Annotated in this window: 17 protein-coding genes; 11 read left to right on the forward strand and 6 right to left on the reverse strand. The window is 63.6% G+C overall.

Annotation, left to right across the window (positions count from 1 at the left end; translation table 11 throughout):
* The first annotated feature begins 7 nt into the window (after positions 1 to 7).
* Positions 8 to 2,398 (forward strand): membrane-bound PQQ-dependent dehydrogenase, glucose/quinate/shikimate family, encoded by a 2,391-nt coding sequence (locus IVB29_RS17530; RefSeq protein ID WP_247505128.1) that lies wholly within the window; start codon positions 8 to 10, stop codon positions 2,396 to 2,398.
* A gap of 20 nt (positions 2,399 to 2,418) precedes the next feature.
* Here the strand turns inward: IVB29_RS17530 and IVB29_RS17535 are convergent, their stop codons facing one another.
* The 4 genes from IVB29_RS17535 to IVB29_RS17550 form a co-directional block, all read right to left on the reverse strand.
* A complete protein-coding gene (locus IVB29_RS17535; RefSeq protein ID WP_247504625.1) occupies positions 2,419 to 4,185 on the reverse strand; it encodes an SDR family oxidoreductase in 1,767 nt (588 codons plus the stop codon).
* Positions 4,186 to 4,250: 65 nt separating this feature from the next.
* Positions 4,251 to 4,451, reverse strand: a complete 201-nt coding sequence (locus tag IVB29_RS17540; protein WP_247504626.1) for a hypothetical protein — start codon at positions 4,449 to 4,451, stop codon at positions 4,251 to 4,253.
* Positions 4,452 to 4,746: 295 nt separating this feature from the next.
* A complete protein-coding gene (locus IVB29_RS17545; RefSeq protein ID WP_346731293.1) occupies positions 4,747 to 5,718 on the reverse strand; it encodes a cation diffusion facilitator family transporter in 972 nt (323 codons plus the stop codon).
* Positions 5,714 to 5,935: a hypothetical protein gene (locus tag IVB29_RS17550; protein ID WP_247504628.1), complete on the reverse strand. Its 222-nt coding sequence runs from the start codon at positions 5,933 to 5,935 to the stop codon at positions 5,714 to 5,716. Before IVB29_RS17550 ends, IVB29_RS17545 begins: the two co-directional genes overlap by 5 nt.
* Before the next feature lie 643 nt (positions 5,936 to 6,578).
* Between IVB29_RS17550 and IVB29_RS17560 the strand changes: the two genes are divergently transcribed.
* The 3 genes from IVB29_RS17560 (at position 6,579) to IVB29_RS17570 (ending at position 9,408) form a co-directional block, all read left to right on the forward strand.
* A complete protein-coding gene (locus tag IVB29_RS17560) occupies positions 6,579 to 8,180 on the forward strand; it encodes an alpha-amylase family glycosyl hydrolase (protein WP_247504630.1) in 1,602 nt (533 codons plus the stop codon).
* A gap of 101 nt (positions 8,181 to 8,281) precedes the next feature.
* Positions 8,282 to 8,461, forward strand: coding sequence for a CsbD family protein (locus tag IVB29_RS17565; protein WP_247504631.1), 180 nt, complete (start codon positions 8,282 to 8,284; stop codon positions 8,459 to 8,461).
* 164 nt (positions 8,462 to 8,625) lie between these two features.
* Entirely contained in the window at positions 8,626 to 9,408 is a 783-nt protein-coding gene (locus tag IVB29_RS17570; RefSeq protein WP_247504632.1) for a Crp/Fnr family transcriptional regulator, read from the forward strand.
* Positions 9,409 to 9,414: 6 nt separating this feature from the next.
* Here IVB29_RS17570 and IVB29_RS17575 read toward each other — a convergent pair whose 3' ends face one another.
* Both IVB29_RS17575 and IVB29_RS17580 read right to left on the reverse strand, forming a co-directional pair.
* Positions 9,415 to 10,329 carry a hypothetical protein gene (locus tag IVB29_RS17575; protein ID WP_247504633.1) on the reverse strand — a complete coding sequence of 305 codons (915 nt, stop codon included), beginning with the start codon at positions 10,327 to 10,329 and terminating at the stop codon, positions 9,415 to 9,417.
* 15 nt (positions 10,330 to 10,344) lie between these two features.
* Positions 10,345 to 10,632, reverse strand: a complete 288-nt coding sequence (locus IVB29_RS17580) for a hypothetical protein (protein WP_247504634.1) — start codon at positions 10,630 to 10,632, stop codon at positions 10,345 to 10,347.
* Positions 10,633 to 10,965: 333 nt separating this feature from the next.
* On the opposite strand from IVB29_RS17580, the gene IVB29_RS17585 reads away from it, so the two are divergent.
* From IVB29_RS17585 to IVB29_RS17615, 7 genes are read left to right on the forward strand one after another with little or no spacing between them, the layout of a single operon-like run.
* Positions 10,966 to 12,066: an inositol-3-phosphate synthase gene (locus IVB29_RS17585; protein WP_247504635.1), complete on the forward strand. Its 1,101-nt coding sequence runs from the start codon at positions 10,966 to 10,968 to the stop codon at positions 12,064 to 12,066.
* Entirely contained in the window at positions 12,066 to 12,662 is a 597-nt protein-coding gene (locus IVB29_RS17590) for a histidine phosphatase family protein (RefSeq protein WP_247504636.1), read from the forward strand. The genes IVB29_RS17585 and IVB29_RS17590 overlap by 1 nt, the downstream gene beginning before the upstream one ends.
* Positions 12,659 to 13,762, forward strand: coding sequence for a glycosyltransferase (locus IVB29_RS17595; protein ID WP_247504637.1), 1,104 nt, complete (start codon positions 12,659 to 12,661; stop codon positions 13,760 to 13,762). Before IVB29_RS17590 ends, IVB29_RS17595 begins: the two co-directional genes overlap by 4 nt.
* A 2-nt stretch (positions 13,763 to 13,764) precedes the next feature.
* On the forward strand, positions 13,765 to 14,574 hold the full coding sequence (locus tag IVB29_RS17600; protein ID WP_247504638.1) for a sugar phosphate nucleotidyltransferase: 810 nt from the start codon (positions 13,765 to 13,767) through the stop codon (positions 14,572 to 14,574).
* Positions 14,571 to 15,338, forward strand: a complete 768-nt coding sequence (locus IVB29_RS17605) for a TIGR04290 family methyltransferase (protein WP_247504639.1) — start codon at positions 14,571 to 14,573, stop codon at positions 15,336 to 15,338. The genes IVB29_RS17600 and IVB29_RS17605 overlap by 4 nt, the downstream gene beginning before the upstream one ends.
* Positions 15,335 to 16,288: a beta-xylosidase gene (locus tag IVB29_RS17610; protein ID WP_247504640.1), complete on the forward strand. Its 954-nt coding sequence runs from the start codon at positions 15,335 to 15,337 to the stop codon at positions 16,286 to 16,288. The genes IVB29_RS17605 and IVB29_RS17610 overlap by 4 nt, the downstream gene beginning before the upstream one ends.
* Positions 16,276 to 17,481: a phosphopentomutase gene (locus IVB29_RS17615; RefSeq protein ID WP_247504641.1), complete on the forward strand. Its 1,206-nt coding sequence runs from the start codon at positions 16,276 to 16,278 to the stop codon at positions 17,479 to 17,481. The genes IVB29_RS17610 and IVB29_RS17615 overlap by 13 nt, the downstream gene beginning before the upstream one ends.
* Positions 17,482 to 17,556: the final 75 nt, after the last annotated feature.

The following is a 17,556-nucleotide window of genomic DNA, read 5'->3' on the forward strand; positions in this document are numbered from 1 at the left end:
GACCTCCATGCATCGCTCCGCAGACCTGTTCCGCAACGCGCCTTTGCTGGGCGTCACCGTCGTGATCGTCGCCATCATGGGACTGTGCCTCACCGCCGGCGGCGCCTGGCTCGCCGTGCTTGGCGGCTCCCTCTATTATCTCGTTGCCGGGCTCATGCTTCTCCTTACAGCTTGGCTGCTCGCCCGCCGGCGTGCCACGGCGCTCGCCGTCTATGCCGCGCTGCTGCTCGGCACGATCGCCTGGGCGATCTTCGAAGCCGGATTCGATTTCTGGTCGCTGGCGCCTCGGGGCGACGTGCTGGCGCCGCTCGGCGTGTGGCTGCTGTTGCCCTTCATCTCCGGCCGCCTGGAGCCGCATTTGCGTGCCGCGCGTTGGGCACTCGGCCTGGTGCTGATCGTCGCCGTCGGCGTGCTCGGCGTTTCTCTGGCGAGGGACCGGCATGATATCGCCGGCACGATACCGGAGATCGGAACGACAGGCGCCGTTGCCGCTTCCGAATCCGCACCGCCCGGCGCGGGCGAGAACTGGACGGCCTATGGCGGCACCGGCCTCGGCACGCGCTATTCCTCGCTCGGCCAGATCACCAAAGCCAATGTGAAGGACCTCAAGCTCGCCTGGGAATTCCGCACCGGCGACCACAAGGGACCTGATGATCCCGACGAGATCACCAACCAGGCGACGCCGCTCAAGATCGGCGATCTCCTCTACACCTGCTCGCCGCACCAGATCGTGTTCGTGCTCGACGCCGCCAGCGGAAAATTGCGCTGGAAGTTCGACCCGCAGGTCCAGCACAATAAAGCCTTTCAGCACATGACCTGCCGCGGTGTGTCCTATCACGCGACGAAGCCGGGCGCGGTCACAGCCGACGGCGCGCCGGCACCAGGCGACTGTCCGGAACGCATCTTCGTGCCGACCAATGACGGCCGGATGTTTGCGCTGGATGCCCAAACCGGCGCGCCGTGCGGCAGCTTCGGCAATCACGGCCAGATCGACCTCAAGCAAGGCAGTGAGATCCAGACGCTCGGCTTCTACGAGGGCACCTCGCCGCCCGTGACGACCGACAAGGTTCTGATCGTCGGAGGTGCCGTCATCGACAATTATTCCGACCGCGTGCCGTCGGGCGTGATCCGCGGCTTCGATATCTACTCCGGGCGCTTGATCTGGGCGTTCGATGCCGGCAATCCCGACCCGAACGAGATGCCGTCGGCCTCGCATCATTTCACCGCCGCTTCGCCGAATTCATGGAGCATTTCCGCGGTCGACGAAAATCTCGGCCTGGTCTACGTCCCGCTCGGCTCGAGCTCGCCGGATATCTGGGGCGGCGGCCGCTCGCCCGAGAAAGAACGCTACGATTCGGCGATGGTCGCGCTCGACATCATGACAGGCAAGCTGCGCTGGTCGTTCCAGAACGTGCACCACGATCTCTGGGACATGGACATGCCGTCGCAGCCGAGCCTGGTCGATCTGCGGTCCAGCAATGGCGTGACGCCGGCAATATACATCCCGGCCAAGACCGGCGACATTTTCGTGCTCGACCGGCGTGACGGACACCAGCTTGTGCCGGCGCCGGAGAAGCCAGTGCCGCAAGGCGCTGCGTCCGGCGACCGTCTTGCCGCGACCCAGCCGTTCTCCGATCTGAGTTTCCGGCCCCGCAACATGCTGACCGACGCGCAGATGTGGGGCAGCACCATGTTTGACCAGCTCGCCTGCCGTATCAAGTTCAAGCGCCTGCGCTATGAGGGACCGTTCACGCCGCCGTCCGAGCAAGGCACGCTGGTCTTCCCCGGCGACTTCGGCATGTTCGAGTGGGGCGGCATCGCCATCGATCCGCAGCGGCAGATCGCGATCGCGAACCCGCAATCCATCCCGTTTGTTTCCCGCCTTGTGCCGCGTGGAAAAGACAATCCGGCTGCGCCGAATGCGACGCATCCGCCCGGCACCGAACTCGGCGTGCAACCAATGTACGGTGCGCCCTATGGCGTCGACCTCGGCATCTTCCTGTCGCCGCTCGGCATCCCCTGTCTTGCCCCGCCATGGGGCAATATCGCGGCCATCGACCTCAGGACGCACAAGGTTGTTTGGCAACACCGCATCGGCACGATCCGCGATCAGGCCCCGCTCCCGCTGCCGTTCAAGCTCGGCGTTCCCATGCTGGGCGGCCCGATCGTGACCGCAGGCGGCGTTATCTTCATTACAGGGACGATGGATGACTACATCAGAGCCTTCGACGTCAGCGACGGCAAGCAGCTCTGGCAGGATCGCCTTCCCGCGGGCGGCCAAGCGACGCCGATGACATATCAGGCCGGCGGCAAGCAATATGTCGTGACGGTCGACGGCGGCCACGGCTCGTTCGGAACCAAACTCGGCGATTACGTGCGGGCCTACGCGCTGCCGTGATGCGCGTCGGCGCGGCTTGCCTAGGCCCGACGGCGTCTTGTCCCGATCTGCCGGCGCGGACGCGCAACTGCTGAGGCCAGGAGAACCACGCCCGCAGCTAGTCCCAGCACCGCAAGTCCCTGGCTGATGACCCCAGCCGGTGGAAGGTGCTTCCGCGCCAGCCAGCCGCCATCCACCGACGTGCCGGGCGCGGATGCCTTGATCATGCTTCCTTCGCTGATCGGTGCGCGCTGGGCGCGCGACAAAAGAAATCGGAATGCGCCTCCCAGCAGTTTCTCTGTCAATTTCGGCGCGACAGCGTAAGCCGCCTGGCCAGCCCGTGCGGGCCACCCGACCGCCACTTCGTCGCGCGGCGCGCGGACCAGATTCAGGAACGCCTGGGCGACGTCCTCGGACTGGTAAAGCAGCGGCCCGGGGTCGAGCTTCTTGCCCGACATGTTGGCGCCGTGAACAAAGCCCGGCGTATCCACCATTGCCGGGAAGACGCCGCAGACGTGGATGTTCGGACGTGCGCCGAGTTCCTGGCGCAGGCTCGCCGTGAACCCGCGCAGGCCGAACTTGCTTGCGGTGTACGCAGCCGCAAACGGCGTCGGGGCCCAGCCGCCGAGCGAGATGTTGTTGATCAGGATGCCCCGGTTCTGGCGCAAGAAGATCGGAAGCACCGCGAACGCACCGTTCATGGTTCCGAGCAGATTGACCTCGACTGTCCGGCGATGCAGCGCGAGATCGGCGTCCTGATAGGCGCCGAACACGCCCGTGCCGGCGTTGTTGATCCAGACATCGATCCCACCGAATGCATCTTCCGCTTGCCTCGCCAATCGCTGCACCGCCTCGGCATCGGTGACATCGGTCGGGATCGCCAAGGCACCACCTCCCAGCGCCTCGCACTCCGCCGCAAGGCGCGTCAGGATCTCCCCGCGCCGGGCGGCCAAGGCCACGCTTGCACCTGCCCGCGCAAACGCCAGCGCGGCGGCGCGGCCGATTCCGCTGGAGGCCCCCGTTATGACGACGCGTTTGCCGGCCATTGGCCGCGGCGCGGCTCCCTCGGCCCCCGTAGGGAGCAGCCATCGCAGCGACCGCCGGAGCTGCTCGGTCGCTCCGGCTTCGAACCAGTCGCCATGCGCAAAGACGACCCGCTCGGGCGCCAGACTCACCAGACGCTCAGCTGCGGCCTGGACCGAACGCCCGCCCAGGCGGAGCAGGAGCCGCAGATAGGCCGGCGCCTTCCCGTCAGGTTTGATGATGCCAAGCAGGCCCGCGGCCGTCTGGCTTGATGGGGGAAGTTGATGGGAATCGAGGTTCTGCACCAGATCCGTCAGGATCAATGTGCGGCTGCGCTTGTCGAATATCTCCACTTCCGAGAACATCGGCGCGTTCACGGCGATGGTCTCGAGCTCCGCGGACCATTCTTCCGGGGTGGTGTCGCCAAGCTCCCGGTCAATACGGAGGCCTGCCTCTCGTACCTGCTTCCTCGCCGAGAGGCCTCGTGCTGCGAAGGTCGTTGCCTGCGGCAATTGCCTTTGCCATTCGGGCAGAAACGTCCAGTGCCCGACGTTCGGCGCCAGCAGATATTTGATCGGACCTATATGCTCGAGCTCGTCGCGCAGAGCGGGCGAATATCGCACCGGCGAGTGCAGCACGAGGTCACGATTCGACAACCGGATGACCGTCATGCGAACAGGCAAAACCAGACCTGCCGCGCTGATTGGCGCGTCGTCCGCAATCCAGATGTCGTCCGTCACCCTCGTGAGGACGGCAGTCGTCAGGGCAGTGCCAGATCCTTGCATGAACGTCTTCCGATGCCGGTGCGGATGTTATCCAAGTCCCCGGATATGACGCTCGTTCCTCGCGACTACAGCCGCATGGCCGACGCTTCCGAAAGTGCGCTGGAACCTGCTCGCCTGAGGTCGTCGAGGGACATCTGTCCTCTTGTCGCCGCCTCCAGGAGCTTCGAGGCGACGTGGGTCCGGGCCCCTATTTCTCGACGCGATATGTTTTCACATACCTCCTCGAGGACGGCGCGCAAAAGCGCTGTTGTATCGGTATCGAACATGGGAGCCGCTCCAGCGGAAAGATCTCACATTAGGCCGACCGCAGCGGCGTGGGATTCAACATTGTTAACGAACGAACGACTTTTTGATCGAATGCCGACAGGATGGCGCGGGTCAGCGAGCCCAGGAACCCAACTCCGCGCGATCGCTTGACGAGCAGCATCCGGAGCATGCTCATGCGAGTAACCCGAAAACGAAACCGTCAGCGGTCGATATCTGCTGGAAGCTTTCTGATCGCCGTCCTGGCCGTTCTGATCGTCGTGAACGCCCTCGAACGCCGGACGACGTGACGGCATCCTACGGCTCGTCGTCGCGGAACCGATCCGCCCGCACCCGGCGGTATCGGGCCTCCGTCTGCGGCTTGATGAAGATGGCGGCGACCTCCGGATGATGCTTCCGAATATCGTGCTCGATCGCGACGACCGACTGCTCGATTTCGTTCGCCCGCCTGTCGTCCGAGAACTCGACGCTGAGGGCCGCAACGACCTCGGTCGGAGACAACTGCACCGTCAGTAAACCGTTGGCGCGAAGCACGCCGGGCGACCGTCGCGCCAAAGCAATGATCGATCGCGCGAGTTCGGGATCGGCCGGCTCGCCGATCAGAAGGCTCTTGCTCTCGCGCGCAAGTGCAATGGAGGTGCCCCCGAGCAGAACTCCGATCAGGATGGACCCGACACCGTCCCAAACCGGCTGCTCCAGCAAGGCAGCTGCCGCCGTTGCGGCAGCGGCGATGACTATTCCGATGAGCGCAGCGCTGTCTTCCAGCAGCACCACGAAGGCCGGCGGATCCTTGCTGCGGACGAATGCCTCATAGTAGCCGTATCTTCGACCGTCCGCCCGAACGCGCCGTAGAGCGACCAACCAGGATGCGCCTTCGAACAGGAACGACAATCCGAGCACAATGTAGCTGACCATGGGATCGTCGATCGGGCGCGGCCACAAGATATGCATCACGCCTTGGTAGAATGAAACGCCTGCTCCGAGCGCAAAGATCAGCAGGGCGACGATGAAGCTCCAGAAATAAAGCTCGCGGCCGTGACCGAGCGGATGCGCCTCGTTCGGCGGGCGGTTTGCCCGTCGATAGCCATAGAGCAGCAAGGCCTCGTTGGATGTGTCGACGACAGAATGAACGGCTTCGCTCGTCATCGACGAGCTTCCCGTCCACAGCGCCGCACCGATCTTGGTGACGGCAACGAGGATGTTGCCGATCAACGCCGCGTAAACGGCAATCTTTGTCGACGACCGGGCCTGCTCTCCCGCGTCGCTAATGGCCAGTTGCCGCTTGATGCGTCGCCTCTGGAACCGGCTCGAATTGCGCAATCCGCTTGTCCAGCCGCCACAGCTCGATGCGATGGATCAGCACGAGCGCGGCCGCTTCGCGCCGGGCCTCCTCGTCGTCGCCACACACCAGGTTGATGCTGCCAGAGACGTGACCATCGGGACCAATCTGGAACGCGCGATAATGCTTGATGGCGGGCATCTTCATCCTTCATGTCGTCGGTAAACAGGAGCGCTCAACAGCTCGGTCAAGTCCGAGGTCACTTCGTTTTGCCTGGCAAGTCGCAATAGCATCTCGCGTTCCTTGCCCGGAGGCACACGGCGCGCCCGCTCCCGGGCGGCCTCGGCGAACGACATCAAGCGTTGCTGTAGCGGTTGCGTCTGTTTCCTGCGATTACGTTTGCCAGTCATTGAAATTTTCTGGGGTTGCTCGTTCAGGGAAAATGGCCCCGGCGGGACGTAGGGCGCCGGGGCCGATGCATGCCGGGTCGGGGCGGCCCAGACCGGCACTGTTCACAGGTTGGTGCCGGAACTGGGTTCCAGCACTTCAATAAGTTAAGAAAGCCGGATTTTCTGAAGCCTTGGGCAAGGGAAGCCTTGGGCAAGGGAAGCCTTGGGCAAGGAATGACCCAATCGGCCGCGGCGTGGCTTCCCTCTGACACCGGGCGCCGCGGACCCGCGCAACCGGCAGTCGCCGAATCCACAATCTCGTTTCGGCACACCAGAAATGGCAGCACAGGCGAAGATTTGCGACAGCCATAGCAACCATTGTTCCCTCCTGGACTTGGATGCTTCGTAACGCGAAGCTGAGGGCGGCATGAGATGCGCCGCCGCACGAGGTGAACGACGCAATGACTGCCGGGTCGAACGACGAAAGCCCGTGGTGGCAATCCGCGGTAATCTATGAAATCGCGCTGGCCTCGTTTCAGGATTCCGATGGTGACGGCAAGGGAGATCTCGCCGGCCTGAGATCCCGCATCGACTACCTGAAATGGCTGGGCGTCGATGCTGTATGGCTCACGCCGATCTACAAGAGCCCGTTCCGCGATCTCGGCTACGATATTTCCGACTATCGCGCGATCGATCCAGCCTTCGGCAATCTCGGCAGCTTTGATGAGCTCCTCACCGCCCTGCACGAGGCCGGCATCCGGCTCGTCCTTGATCTGGTACCAAATCACACCGCGGACGATCATGAATGGTTCGTCGAGAGCCGTAGTTCACGCAACAGCGCGAAAGCCGACTGGTACATCTGGGCCGAAGCCGCCGAGAACGGCGGCCCGCCAAACAATTGGCTGAGCCGCTTCGGCGGCAGCGCATGGGAATGGTGCGAAGCTCGGCGGCAATACTACTACCATTCATTCCTGGTCGAGCAGCCCGACCTCAACTGGCGCAATGCCGAGGTACGCGCCGCCATTGCCGACGTCATGCGCTTCTGGCTGGATCGGGGCGTCGACGGCTTTCGTGTCGATGCCAGCGCAGTCCTGATCAAGGACGCGCATCTGCGCGACAATCCCCCGAATCCCGAAGCCGAGGGCAAGCCGCCGCCACAACGCCATACGCCGGTGTTCACCGACGACCGGCCCGAGACGATGCACTGCATCGAGTTCATTCGTGGCATCATCGACGAATATCCCGGACGACTGCTGTGCGGTGAAGTCCAGGGCAAGACCGACCGCATCGGTCATTTCTACGGCACGGAGCGGCCGCGCTTGCACCTGCCTCTCAACTTTGCCTTGCTCGACACGCCATGGGAAGCGTTGTCGCTGCAGGCGGCAATTGACGCGTATTTCAACGCCCTGCCCGAGCAAGCATGGCCGGTATGGGTGATCGGCGGTCACGACAAGCAGCGAGTCGCGAGCAAGATCGGCGAAGCACAGATGCGCGTGCTGGCGATGCTGCTGATGACGTTGAAGGGAACGCCGTTCCTCTACATGGGCGACGAGATCGGCCGCAAGCGCGTCTCGATACCGCCTGATCGCATCCGCGATCCCTTCGAAAAGCTCGTGCCGGGTTTCGGCCTGTGCCGCGATCCCGAGCGCGCGCCGATGAGGTGGGACGCCAGCGCCAATGGCGGGTTCACGAGCGGGCACCCTTGGCTGCCGCTTGATCCGGAAGGTTCCGCCAATATCACCGCCCAGCAAAGCGACGAACGGTCGATTTTGGCACTGTTCCGCGCCCTCATGGCAGTGCGGCGCAAACATGCGTGCCTTCGCGAAGGTCGCTACGAACCGCTGCGATCGCAGAACGACGTGCTTGCCTTCAGACGCGTCACGGACGGACAGGAGATGTTGGTCGCTCTCAACATCGCCTCCGAGCCACGCAAATGGCGCTGGCAAGGACGCGGCCGTCTGCTGCTGTCGACCCATCTTGACCAGGCATCGAGCTCGCCGCCCGAAACCTCGATCCTGCTTCGTGGCAATGAAGGCGTAATCATTGCGCTGGAACCCAGGTAAGGACTGCAGGAACCATTTTCCCCACGGAGAGTCTCACCCAAAGCTTCCGGCGTGCCCCATCACCCGAAGCATTTTGGACGAAGCCGCTTCGGAGATCGGCAATGGGCAGAGCGAAAGATATCAAGGAAGAGATCGTCGGCAAGGCCAAGCAGACCCTCGGGGAGATCATCGGCGACCAGTCGCTGCACGAGGATGGCAAGGCCCAAGCGGCGCGTGGTCGTGATGAGCAGGACGGACCGAGAGAGCTCAATCCGCTCAAAAAGCTCAACCGGCTAACTTAGCTCGTCGCCTCGAACGCTCGGCCCGAGGGGGGGGGACATCGAACGGAGGTCGACCTGCATCCAACGATCTATCCGCTGAATCCGGACGGTTGTATCAAAAGTTAATGCCTGCCTTTTGCGATTTGACCCAAAGTGCGCCTGGGTGACATGCGATCGGACGACCAATGCAGACCGGATTTTCTTTCTCTAAGCTCGCCGATCATCTGGCGAGCCTTGGCGACGTAACTGTTGAGGATCTTGATCTCCTGGCAGAGATGCCGAGCACGATTGCGCACTTCAGTTCACATCAGACTATCCTGCGCCACGGCGACGACAGCCATCAATGCTGCCTGCTGCTCCAGGGCTATCTATCCTGGCGGAACGCCGAAGGAAGGGACGGGCAGATCACGTCGATCTCGGTCCCCGGCGACATCGCCGACCCCCAGACGCTGTACCGGCCTCGCGTCCACGGCAACCTCATTGCGCTCGGCCCCGCTGTGGTCGCGCTGGTGCCGCATCGCTTCTTTCATGAATTATCGGCGCGCTCGCCCGCGATGTCGCGTACCCTTTTGCTGATGCTGCTTAGCGACCACGCCATACAGCGCAACTGGATGATAAACCTCGGCAGTCGGGACGCCTTGACGCGGGTGGCACACCTGCTCTGCGAGATCACGACGCGCCTGCAAAATGTCGGGCTTGCCAAAGATTTCAGATTGGCTTCCCCGTTCACCCAATCCGACCTCGCCGCGGCCTGCAGCATCTCCCCGGTCCATGCCAACCGCACCATCCAGGAGCTGCGCCGCTGCAACCTGCTGCAATGGCATGGCAAGACGTTGACGATCTCCGACTGGCAGGGATTGGTCCGGCTGGCGGGCTTCGATCCCGCCTATCTCGGCATCCGGCCGCGAGACCAAGGCGCGCGACCAACGCAATTGGGACCGGCAAAATGCGTGGTTGCGCCGGCCTGATGATGTTCACGTGGCCCTTTGCGGGGGTATCCCGCGCTGCTCCAAGGCTTCGCGCACCTCCGAGATCACAGCGCTCCAATCGCCCGCCCTCTTTTGACGAAACAGCCGCAGGCTCGGATACCAGAGCGAGCGGCACCCGGATGAGGGCCATCGCCAGTCGCAATCGGCGTGCAGCAGCACCCAGGCTTCGCATCCGAGTGCGCCTGCCAGATGTGCGATCATGGTGTCGACGCAAATGACCAGATCGAGCCGGCGGACCAGATGGCCGAGGGTCGCGATGTCGGACGTGCTGATGTTTCGCGCGCTGATCTGTGCGAGCTCTTCAATTGCCGCGTCTGCCTGAAGCGAGTAAAGCGCAACGCCAGGAACAGCGAGATATCTCAACAAGGCGGGCGGAATTGCGCGCCGCTTGTCCCATTGGCCGACCTCCCAGACCAGGCCGACGGCCAAGCCCTCGCGGTCGACCGACGCAGGCGTGCTCCTCGGCGGTAGCGTCAAATAAGCCGCGCGCATCTCGATCTGTTCTCGCCCGACCCTCAGCGCCTGCGGCACCTCCATGATCTCGATATCCACCTCGAAGGCCGCTTCGGGCGTCCCCTCATGGAGCGCAAGTGCGTGATCGACGCCTGCCGTGCGCTCCACCAGCGGCAGGAGTGCGGCCTGGCACCAGACCGTCACGCTGCGCGCCACGCCGCGGAGGGGCTGCATGAAACGCAGGAACTGGAGGGTGTCGCCGAGCCCGTGATAGCACCGGACGAGCACATGCTTGTCCGCAAGAGGCTCCCCGCGCCAGATCCGCTGGAGATGTCGCGGACCCGTGTGCTTTGGCGGATGCGACGCCGCCGCGAGATCGTGGTCGTTGATGGCCCAGGCACGCGCAAAATCGCCTGCGCGCATCGCCTCCACCCAGTTGTTCGCCATTTGCCGGCGATCCGGCTAGCGGCGGACGAATTTGTGGAAGCGGCTGAGCTTGCCGTCCTTGGTCCGGTCCTGATGCAGAAAAGCAATGCCGGCTTCGTCGAACTTGTCGAAGAACTCGTTCCAACCGATACGGTCGAGCGCTTCATCCGGCGGATCAAAATCGATGCGCAGGATGCCGGCATGTCCGTCCTGCTCGGTCGCTTTGACCGTCGCCGGCTGTCCGCCGCGCTCCTCCACCCATTTGCGGATCGCAGCGTGATCGGTGGTCTGTTCGGCTTCGCTGTTCTGGGTTTTGGTCGTCATGTGGCACCTCGCTTGTTGGCAGGCCCGGCAATGCCACGGCACCGCAGCGGACCATCTGCGGTGAAACGCGGGTCGGCAAGATTTGTTCTTCACGGCACGACGCGGGTTCAGGCGAGACGACCAGCATCATCTTCTTCATCTTCATCCAGGATGATGTTCGTTCCCTTCGGGCGGCGGCGGATTCTATCCCAGGTTAAGCCTGCTGCATTTTCTTGCCTTGAATCGATCCGCGCCCGCGGCGGTGCGTCTGCAGCACAGGAACGAACATACCTCCCGACACGTTCGCCGACCTACTTACGTTGACGCCGAACGTCTTCCAGGAGGTTTTCGTCCATGCATTCCCGTCTTCAGGACAGGCGCCGCGTGCGCGTCGGCATCGTCGGCGTCGGCAATTGCGCGAGCTCCTTCGTCCAGGGTCTCACCTACTATCGGAACGCCAAGGCGAACGAGCCCGTACCCGGCCTGATGAACGTCGATCTCGGCGGGTACCACATCAGCGATATCCAGATCGCGTCGGCTTTCGACGTCAATGCCAGCAAAGTCGGGCGCGATGTCGCTGATGCCATCTTTGCCAAGCCAAACAACACGCATCGCTTCGCAGACGTGGATCAGACCGGCGTGATCGTTCAACGCGGCCCGGTCATGGACGGCATCGGGTACTATCTCGAGGATGACGTTCCGGTCGCCGACGTCCCGGAGGCCGACGTTTCGGAAGTGCTGGCGATGTCCCGAACCGACGTGCTGGTGTCCTACCTGCCCGTCGGCTCGCAGCGTGCAAGCGAATGGTACGCGGCGCGCGCGATCGAAGCCGGCTGCGGTTACGTCAATTGCATTCCGGTCTTCATCGCATCCAATCCGGACTGGCGGCGAAGGTTCGAAGATGCGGGCCTGCCGATCGTCGGCGACGACATCAAGAGCCAGGTCGGCGCCACCATCCTGCACCGCGTGCTGGCCAATCTGTTCCGCGACCGTGGCGTGCGGCTGGACCGCACCTATCAGCTCAATGTCGGCGGCAACACCGATTTCAAGAACATGCTCGAACGCGAGCGATTGACCTCCAAGAAGATCTCCAAGACGCAGGCCGTCACCAGCCAGTTCGACGTCCCGATGGACCCCGATAACATTCACGTCGGCCCGAGCGACCACGTCCCATGGCTGACCGACCGCAAGCTCGCCTTCATCCGGCTCGAAGGCACGACGTTCGGCGGCGTGCCCTTGAGCGCCGAGGTCAAGCTCGAGGTCTGGGATTCCCCGAACTCGGCAGGCGTGGTGATCGACGCCGTCCGCTGCGCAAAACTTGCAATGGATCGCGGTCAGGGCGGCGCCCTGACCGGTCCCTCCAGCTATTTCATGAAATCGCCGCCGCAGCAGTTCACCGACGAGGAGGCCGGACGGCGGACGCGCGCCTTCATCGACGACAGGGTGTACAGCTGATGGCGAGGATCGTTCATCTCGTGCGTCACGGTCACCATGCCCTGCTCGGCCGCACGCTGTGCGGCCGGATGAGCGGCGTCACGCTCGACGACATCGGCTGCGAGGAGATCGCGCGTTGTGCGGCCAACGTCAGTCCGCGGCCTGCCTTGATCCAGTCGAGCCCGCAGCGGCGCTGCATGCAATCCGCTTCGATTCTTGCGGCACACTTCGGATTGCCGATCGAGATCGTTCCGGCTCTCGACGAGCTCGATTATGGCGAATGGACCGGACGATCCTTCGAGGAACTCGGCGAGGACCCGCAATGGTTACACTGGAACAGGCGGCGTGGCAGCGCTCGCCCACCCGGAGGCGAGAACATGCGCTCGCTCCAGACTCGTATCGTCGGCCATTTGGAGCAACTGCGCAGCGATCACTCGACGGGCACCGTCATTGCCGTCAGTCATGCGGAGCCGATCCGTGCGGCGCTGCTGCATTACGCGCGCAGGCATCTTGACGACTTCCTCTCGATCGAGATTGATCCATCCAGCATCAGCAGCCTCAGCGCAGACCGACGCGGATTCAGGATCACCGGGGTCAATCAGCGGGTGCCGGCGTGAAGGTCGTCATTTTCGGCCTGACCATCTCCTCCTCCTGGGGCAACGGCCACGCGACCCTGTGGCGCGGCCTCTGCAAGCATCTGGCGCGTCTCGGCCACACTGTCGTCTTCTACGAGCGCGACGTGCCCTATTACGCCGGTGCCCGCGACTTCAATGAGTTGCCGGGCGGCGAGTTGCGGCTGTTCTCGAGTTGGGAGGAGACCCGCTCCCTCGCCCGCAAGGATATCGCGGATGCCGATGTTGCGATCGTGACGTCGTATTGTCCCGATGCGATCGCGGCGACAGACCTGATCATGTCCGAAGGCCGCGCCATTCCCGTCTTCTATGATCTGGATACCCCGATCACGCTGGCGCGGCTGATGGCCGGCGAAGCCGTGCCTTATATCGGCCCGCAAGGCCTCGGGGGCTTCGCGCTCGTCCTCAGCTTCACGGGCGGACCGCGCGTGGTCCAGGAATTTCGCGACCGGCTCGGTGCCCGCGACATCCGCCCCCTGTACGGCCACGTCGATAGCGATGTTCATCGCCCGGTGCCGTCCCAGCCGCACTATCGCGCGGACCTGTCCTATCTCGGCACCTATTCCGAAGATCGCCAGCGCGCGCTCGAAGCGCTCTTCGTCGAACCGGCACGCGCGCGGCAAGACCTGCGTTTCCTGATCGGCGGAGCGCAATATCCCGACGACTTTCCGTGGTCGCCCAATATCTACTTCGTGCGGCATCTGCCGCCATCGGAGCATGCGCCTTTCTTTGCGTCCTCGCGCCTGACCCTCAACGTCACGCGCAAAGCCATGGCGGAGATGGGCTGGTGCCCCTCCGGCCGTCTGTTCGAGGCGGCGGCCTGCGGCGTCCCGCTCCTGAGCGACGACTGGCCGGGGATCGAAGAGTTCTTCACGCCCGGCAGCGAGATCCTGATCGCCCGCGACGCGCAGGACACTTTGGCCGCGTTGGCGATGTCGAGCCCCGACCTGCAGTCCATCGCCAAGCGCGCCTATGAGCGGACGATGGATCAGCACACATCCGACAAACGCGCGCGGGAGCTGGTGTCGCTGCTCGAGCAGGCGGTATCCAGCGGCGCGCGTCACCAGCAATCCGAGGAGGCCTGACAATGTGGGGCATCGTTCCAGCCGCGGGCCGCGGCAGTCGTATCCAGCCGCTGGCGTTCTCCAAGGAGCTGCTGCCCGTCGGCAGTCGGCGCGACAACGGCACCGAGCGTCCCTGCGCGGTCTCCGAATATCTCCTGGAGCGCCTGATCCTCGGCGGCGCGGACAAGATCTGCTTCGTGATCTCGCCGGGCAAATCCGACATCCTCGAATATTTCGGCGATCACTACGGCAGTGCCCAGCTCGCCTATGTCGTCCAGCCCGACGCATCCGGGCTTTGTGACGCCGTCTTCCGAGCCGGCACCGTCGTCGGCCATGACGAGGATATCCTCGTCGGCCTGCCCGACACCGTATGGTTTCCAAAGGCCGCCTTGCAGACCCTGCCCGACGCCGACCTCTCCTTCCTGCTCTTTCCCGTCGAGCGCCCGGAATTCTTCGACGCTGTCGTTCTCGACGGCGACAGCGTGCGGGAGATTCAGGTCAAGCAGCCGAACCCGGCATCCCGGTGGATCTGGGGTGCATTCCGAATGTCGGCCACCGGCTTTCGCGAATTGCACGCGCTCTGGAACGAACGAGACCGACGCGACGAGTATTTGGGAACGCTCGTCAACGCCTATCTCCAGGCGGGCGGCCTCGGCATCGGAATCAAGGCTGGCGAATCCTATGTCGATGTCGGGACCGTCGACGGCTATCGCACCGCGATGGCGCTTCTGGCGGAGAGTACCGGTAGCGACGGCCGGTCGCGGTTGCGAGCCGGCACCTCGTCCGATGGGGCTCGACCGATAGAGGCAATGGACAATGGAGCGACGGCATGACTGGAGCGCTGCTCACGCGTGAGGAAATCCGCAGGCGCGTCGACGCGCTCGGGCCGTGGTTTCACAACCTCGACCTCAACGGTGTGCCGACCGCGCCCACCCACTTCCTTGGCGACTATCCCAATGTGAAATGGCGGCGCTTCTCGGGAATCATTCCGGACCGCCTCGAAGGCAAGACCGTGCTCGATATCGGCTGCAATGCCGGCTTCTACGCCATGGAGATGAAGCGGCGCGGGGCCGAGCGCGTGCTTGGACTCGATACTGACGAGGAGTACCTCGCGCAGGCGCGCTTCGCCGCCGAAGTGAATGGCCTCAGGATCGAATTTCGCAAGATGTCGGCCTACGATGTGGGACAGCTTCGCGAAAAGTTCGATCTCGTGATCTTCATGGGCGTGCTCTATCATCTGCGTCATCCGCTGCTGGCGCTGGATCTCATCCACGAGCACGTTGCCGGGGATCTCCTGCTGTTCCAGTCGATGCAGCGCGGCGCCAGCCATGTCGACGCGATCGACAAGAACTACGATTTCTGGACCACCGACCAGTTCGATTCCGCCGGCTATCCCAGGCTCCACTTCATCGAGCACAAATATGCCGACGATCCCACCAATTGGTGGGTGCCGAACAGGGCCTGCGTCGAGGCCATGCTGCGCAGCGCCGGCTTTGCCATCACCGCGCATCCCGAAGAGGAAGTCTACCTCTGCAAGCGCACCGAGCGGCCTCAAATCGAGGGTCCCGTCTATCCATCCCGGAGCACAAGCCGATGATCGAGGCGGCCAAGATCTGGAACGAGCCAAACAACAAGTCGCATTGGGACCTCCTGATCGACCCGGACTGGGCGCGGTTTGCGGACCTCGCGATCGCCGCTGGAAAAACGATCCGCAGCGCTCGGCCCACATTGCCGATCGTGCTCGGCGGCATCTCGCCGATCGATCCGTCCTTCATGCGCAATATGCAAGGCCGCGGCGTGCTCGACCATTTCGATGCGGTCGCCGTGCACGGCTTTCCGCTCGACTGGAACCTGTGGCAGATCGGCGAGTGGCCGGCCAAGATCGAGGAGATCAAGGCGGTCACCACCCTGCCCGTGTGGGTGACTGAGGTCGGCGTCTCCTCATTCGGCGCAGAAGAGGTGCAAGCCTGGGGCCTGTCGCGCACTGCCGAGCTCTTGATCGGCCGCGCCCCGCGCATCCACTGGTACAGCCTCTACGACCTTCCTTCGGCTTGGGAAGCAACGACACGGCACAAGGAGGCTGAAGGCTCCTCCTACTACAGGCATTTCCACATGGGTCTGCTGCGCGAGGACGGCACCCCCAAGCCGGCCGCTGATCTGTTCGGCGCCTATGCGCCTGCCATGGGCCTGTGCCAATGGTTCCACTTCGAGGATCACCGCCTGCACGAGGCGGTGCACTGGATGCGTCGTCTCGGCGTCGCTCATCTGCGGACCGGCCTGTCATGGGCCGACAGCTTTCGTCCCAATGCGCTCGACTGGTTCGACCGCCAGATGGAGGCGTTGGCGGAGTTCCAGGTTACGGTCACGTTCTGCTTCACGCCCGAGCATCGGGGCATCGAGCCGCATCACACCAGCCCGCCGCTCGACGTCAATGAATTTGCCGATTTCTGCGCGTCGATGGTCGACCGCTACGGTACGAGAACCGGTCTTGCATCCTCCCCAGCGTCGGCTGATCCTCCCATCAGAGAGCCAACATGCGTGCCCTGATCCTGGTGATGGATTCCGTCGGCATCGGCGGCGCGCCGGACGCCGCCCGCTACGGTGACGAAGGCGCGGACACTGTCGGTCACATCGCGGAAGCCTGCATCGCCGGCCGCGCCGACAGCACCGTACGCGGAGGTCCGCTTCGGATTCCCAATCTCGTTGCGCTGGGCCTCGGGGAGGCCTGCCGCCTCGCCACGGGGCGCGTACCGCCGGGGCTGGAGGGTCAGGCGCAGCACCGGCAATTCGGATGCGCCAGCGAGATTTCGAAGGGCAAGGACACGCCGTCGGGCCATTGGGAGATCGCCGGGGTACCCGTCCCGTTCGACTGGGGCTATTTCCCGCGAACGACGCCGTGCTTTCCCGCAGAATTGACAAGGGACTTCTGCGACCAAGCCGGAGTGCCGGGAATCCTCGGAGATTGCCATGCCTCGGGGACCGAGATCATTGCCGAGTTCGGCGAGCGTCACATGCAGACGGGGATGCCGATCTGCTACACCTCCGCCGATAGCGTGTTCCAGATCGCCGCGCATGAGCAGACTTTCGGCCTCGAACGTCTCTACGAGATCTGCGCGATTGCAAGGCGGCTAATCGATCCCCTCAACATCGGCCGCGTCATTGCCCGGCCATTCGTCGGGACAAGCGCGTGCGATTTCAAGCGGACCGCGCACCGTCGCGACTTTTCGGTACCGCCGCCCGCGACCACCGTGCTTGACCTCGCCGCAAGCGAGGGTCGTGACATCGTGACGATCGGCAAGATCGACGACATCTTCGCCCATCGCGCGACCGGGCGAAACATGCGCGGCGACGGCAACATGGCGCTGTTCGATGCCACGTTGAAAGGGCTGACGAGCCTGGCCGACGGAGGATTGCTGTTCGCCAACTTCATCGATTTCGACACGCTCTACGGCCATCGCCGCGACGTGCCCGGCTATGCCGCGGCACTCGAAGACTTCGATAGTCGCCTTCCCGCGCTGTTGTCCCGCCTGCGAAGCGACGACCTTCTGATCATCTCCGCCGATCACGGCTGCGATCCGACCTGGAGCGGCACCGATCACACCCGCGAGCAGGTGCCAATCCTGGCCTGGTCGACGCAATCATCTTTCCCGATCGGCCGGCGCGCCGGCTTTGCAGATATCGGCGCGACTGCCGCAAGGCATCTCGGACTGCCGGCCCACCTTCATGGTGCACATTTCTAGCCGACAGCTAGGCGCCGATTCACCTGAGTTATTGATCCAGGTTAGAGAAATATTCGTTTGTACATTTTGGAGGAA

This window comes from Bradyrhizobium sp. 1 (genome assembly GCF_023073315.1).
Classification (GTDB): Bacteria; Pseudomonadota; Alphaproteobacteria; order Rhizobiales; family Xanthobacteraceae; genus Bradyrhizobium.

What these genes read in the sequence shown, in the direction of transcription:
- IVB29_RS17530 (WP_247505128.1), top strand. Translation starts at nt 8, where the DNA reads ATGCATCGCTCCGCAGACCTGTTCCGCAACGCGCCTTTGCTGGGCGTC.
- IVB29_RS17535 (WP_247504625.1), bottom strand. Translation starts at nt 4,185, where the DNA reads ATGCAAGGATCTGGCACTGCCCTGACGACTGCCGTCCTCACGAGGGTG.
- IVB29_RS17540 (WP_247504626.1), bottom strand. Translation starts at nt 4,451, where the DNA reads ATGTTCGATACCGATACAACAGCGCTTTTGCGCGCCGTCCTCGAGGAG.
- IVB29_RS17550 (WP_247504628.1), bottom strand. Translation starts at nt 5,935, where the DNA reads ATGAAGATGCCCGCCATCAAGCATTATCGCGCGTTCCAGATTGGTCCC.
- IVB29_RS17560 (WP_247504630.1), top strand. Translation starts at nt 6,579, where the DNA reads ATGACTGCCGGGTCGAACGACGAAAGCCCGTGGTGGCAATCCGCGGTA.
- IVB29_RS17565 (WP_247504631.1), top strand. Translation starts at nt 8,282, where the DNA reads ATGGGCAGAGCGAAAGATATCAAGGAAGAGATCGTCGGCAAGGCCAAG.
- IVB29_RS17570 (WP_247504632.1), top strand. Translation starts at nt 8,626, where the DNA reads ATGCAGACCGGATTTTCTTTCTCTAAGCTCGCCGATCATCTGGCGAGC.
- IVB29_RS17575 (WP_247504633.1), bottom strand. Translation starts at nt 10,329, where the DNA reads ATGGCGAACAACTGGGTGGAGGCGATGCGCGCAGGCGATTTTGCGCGT.
- IVB29_RS17580 (WP_247504634.1), bottom strand. Translation starts at nt 10,632, where the DNA reads ATGACGACCAAAACCCAGAACAGCGAAGCCGAACAGACCACCGATCAC.
- IVB29_RS17585 (WP_247504635.1), top strand. Translation starts at nt 10,966, where the DNA reads ATGCATTCCCGTCTTCAGGACAGGCGCCGCGTGCGCGTCGGCATCGTC.
- IVB29_RS17590 (WP_247504636.1), top strand. Translation starts at nt 12,066, where the DNA reads ATGGCGAGGATCGTTCATCTCGTGCGTCACGGTCACCATGCCCTGCTC.
- IVB29_RS17600 (WP_247504638.1), top strand. Translation starts at nt 13,765, where the DNA reads ATGTGGGGCATCGTTCCAGCCGCGGGCCGCGGCAGTCGTATCCAGCCG.
- IVB29_RS17605 (WP_247504639.1), top strand. Translation starts at nt 14,571, where the DNA reads ATGACTGGAGCGCTGCTCACGCGTGAGGAAATCCGCAGGCGCGTCGAC.
- IVB29_RS17610 (WP_247504640.1), top strand. Translation starts at nt 15,335, where the DNA reads ATGATCGAGGCGGCCAAGATCTGGAACGAGCCAAACAACAAGTCGCAT.
- IVB29_RS17615 (WP_247504641.1), top strand. Translation starts at nt 16,276, where the DNA reads ATGCGTGCCCTGATCCTGGTGATGGATTCCGTCGGCATCGGCGGCGCG.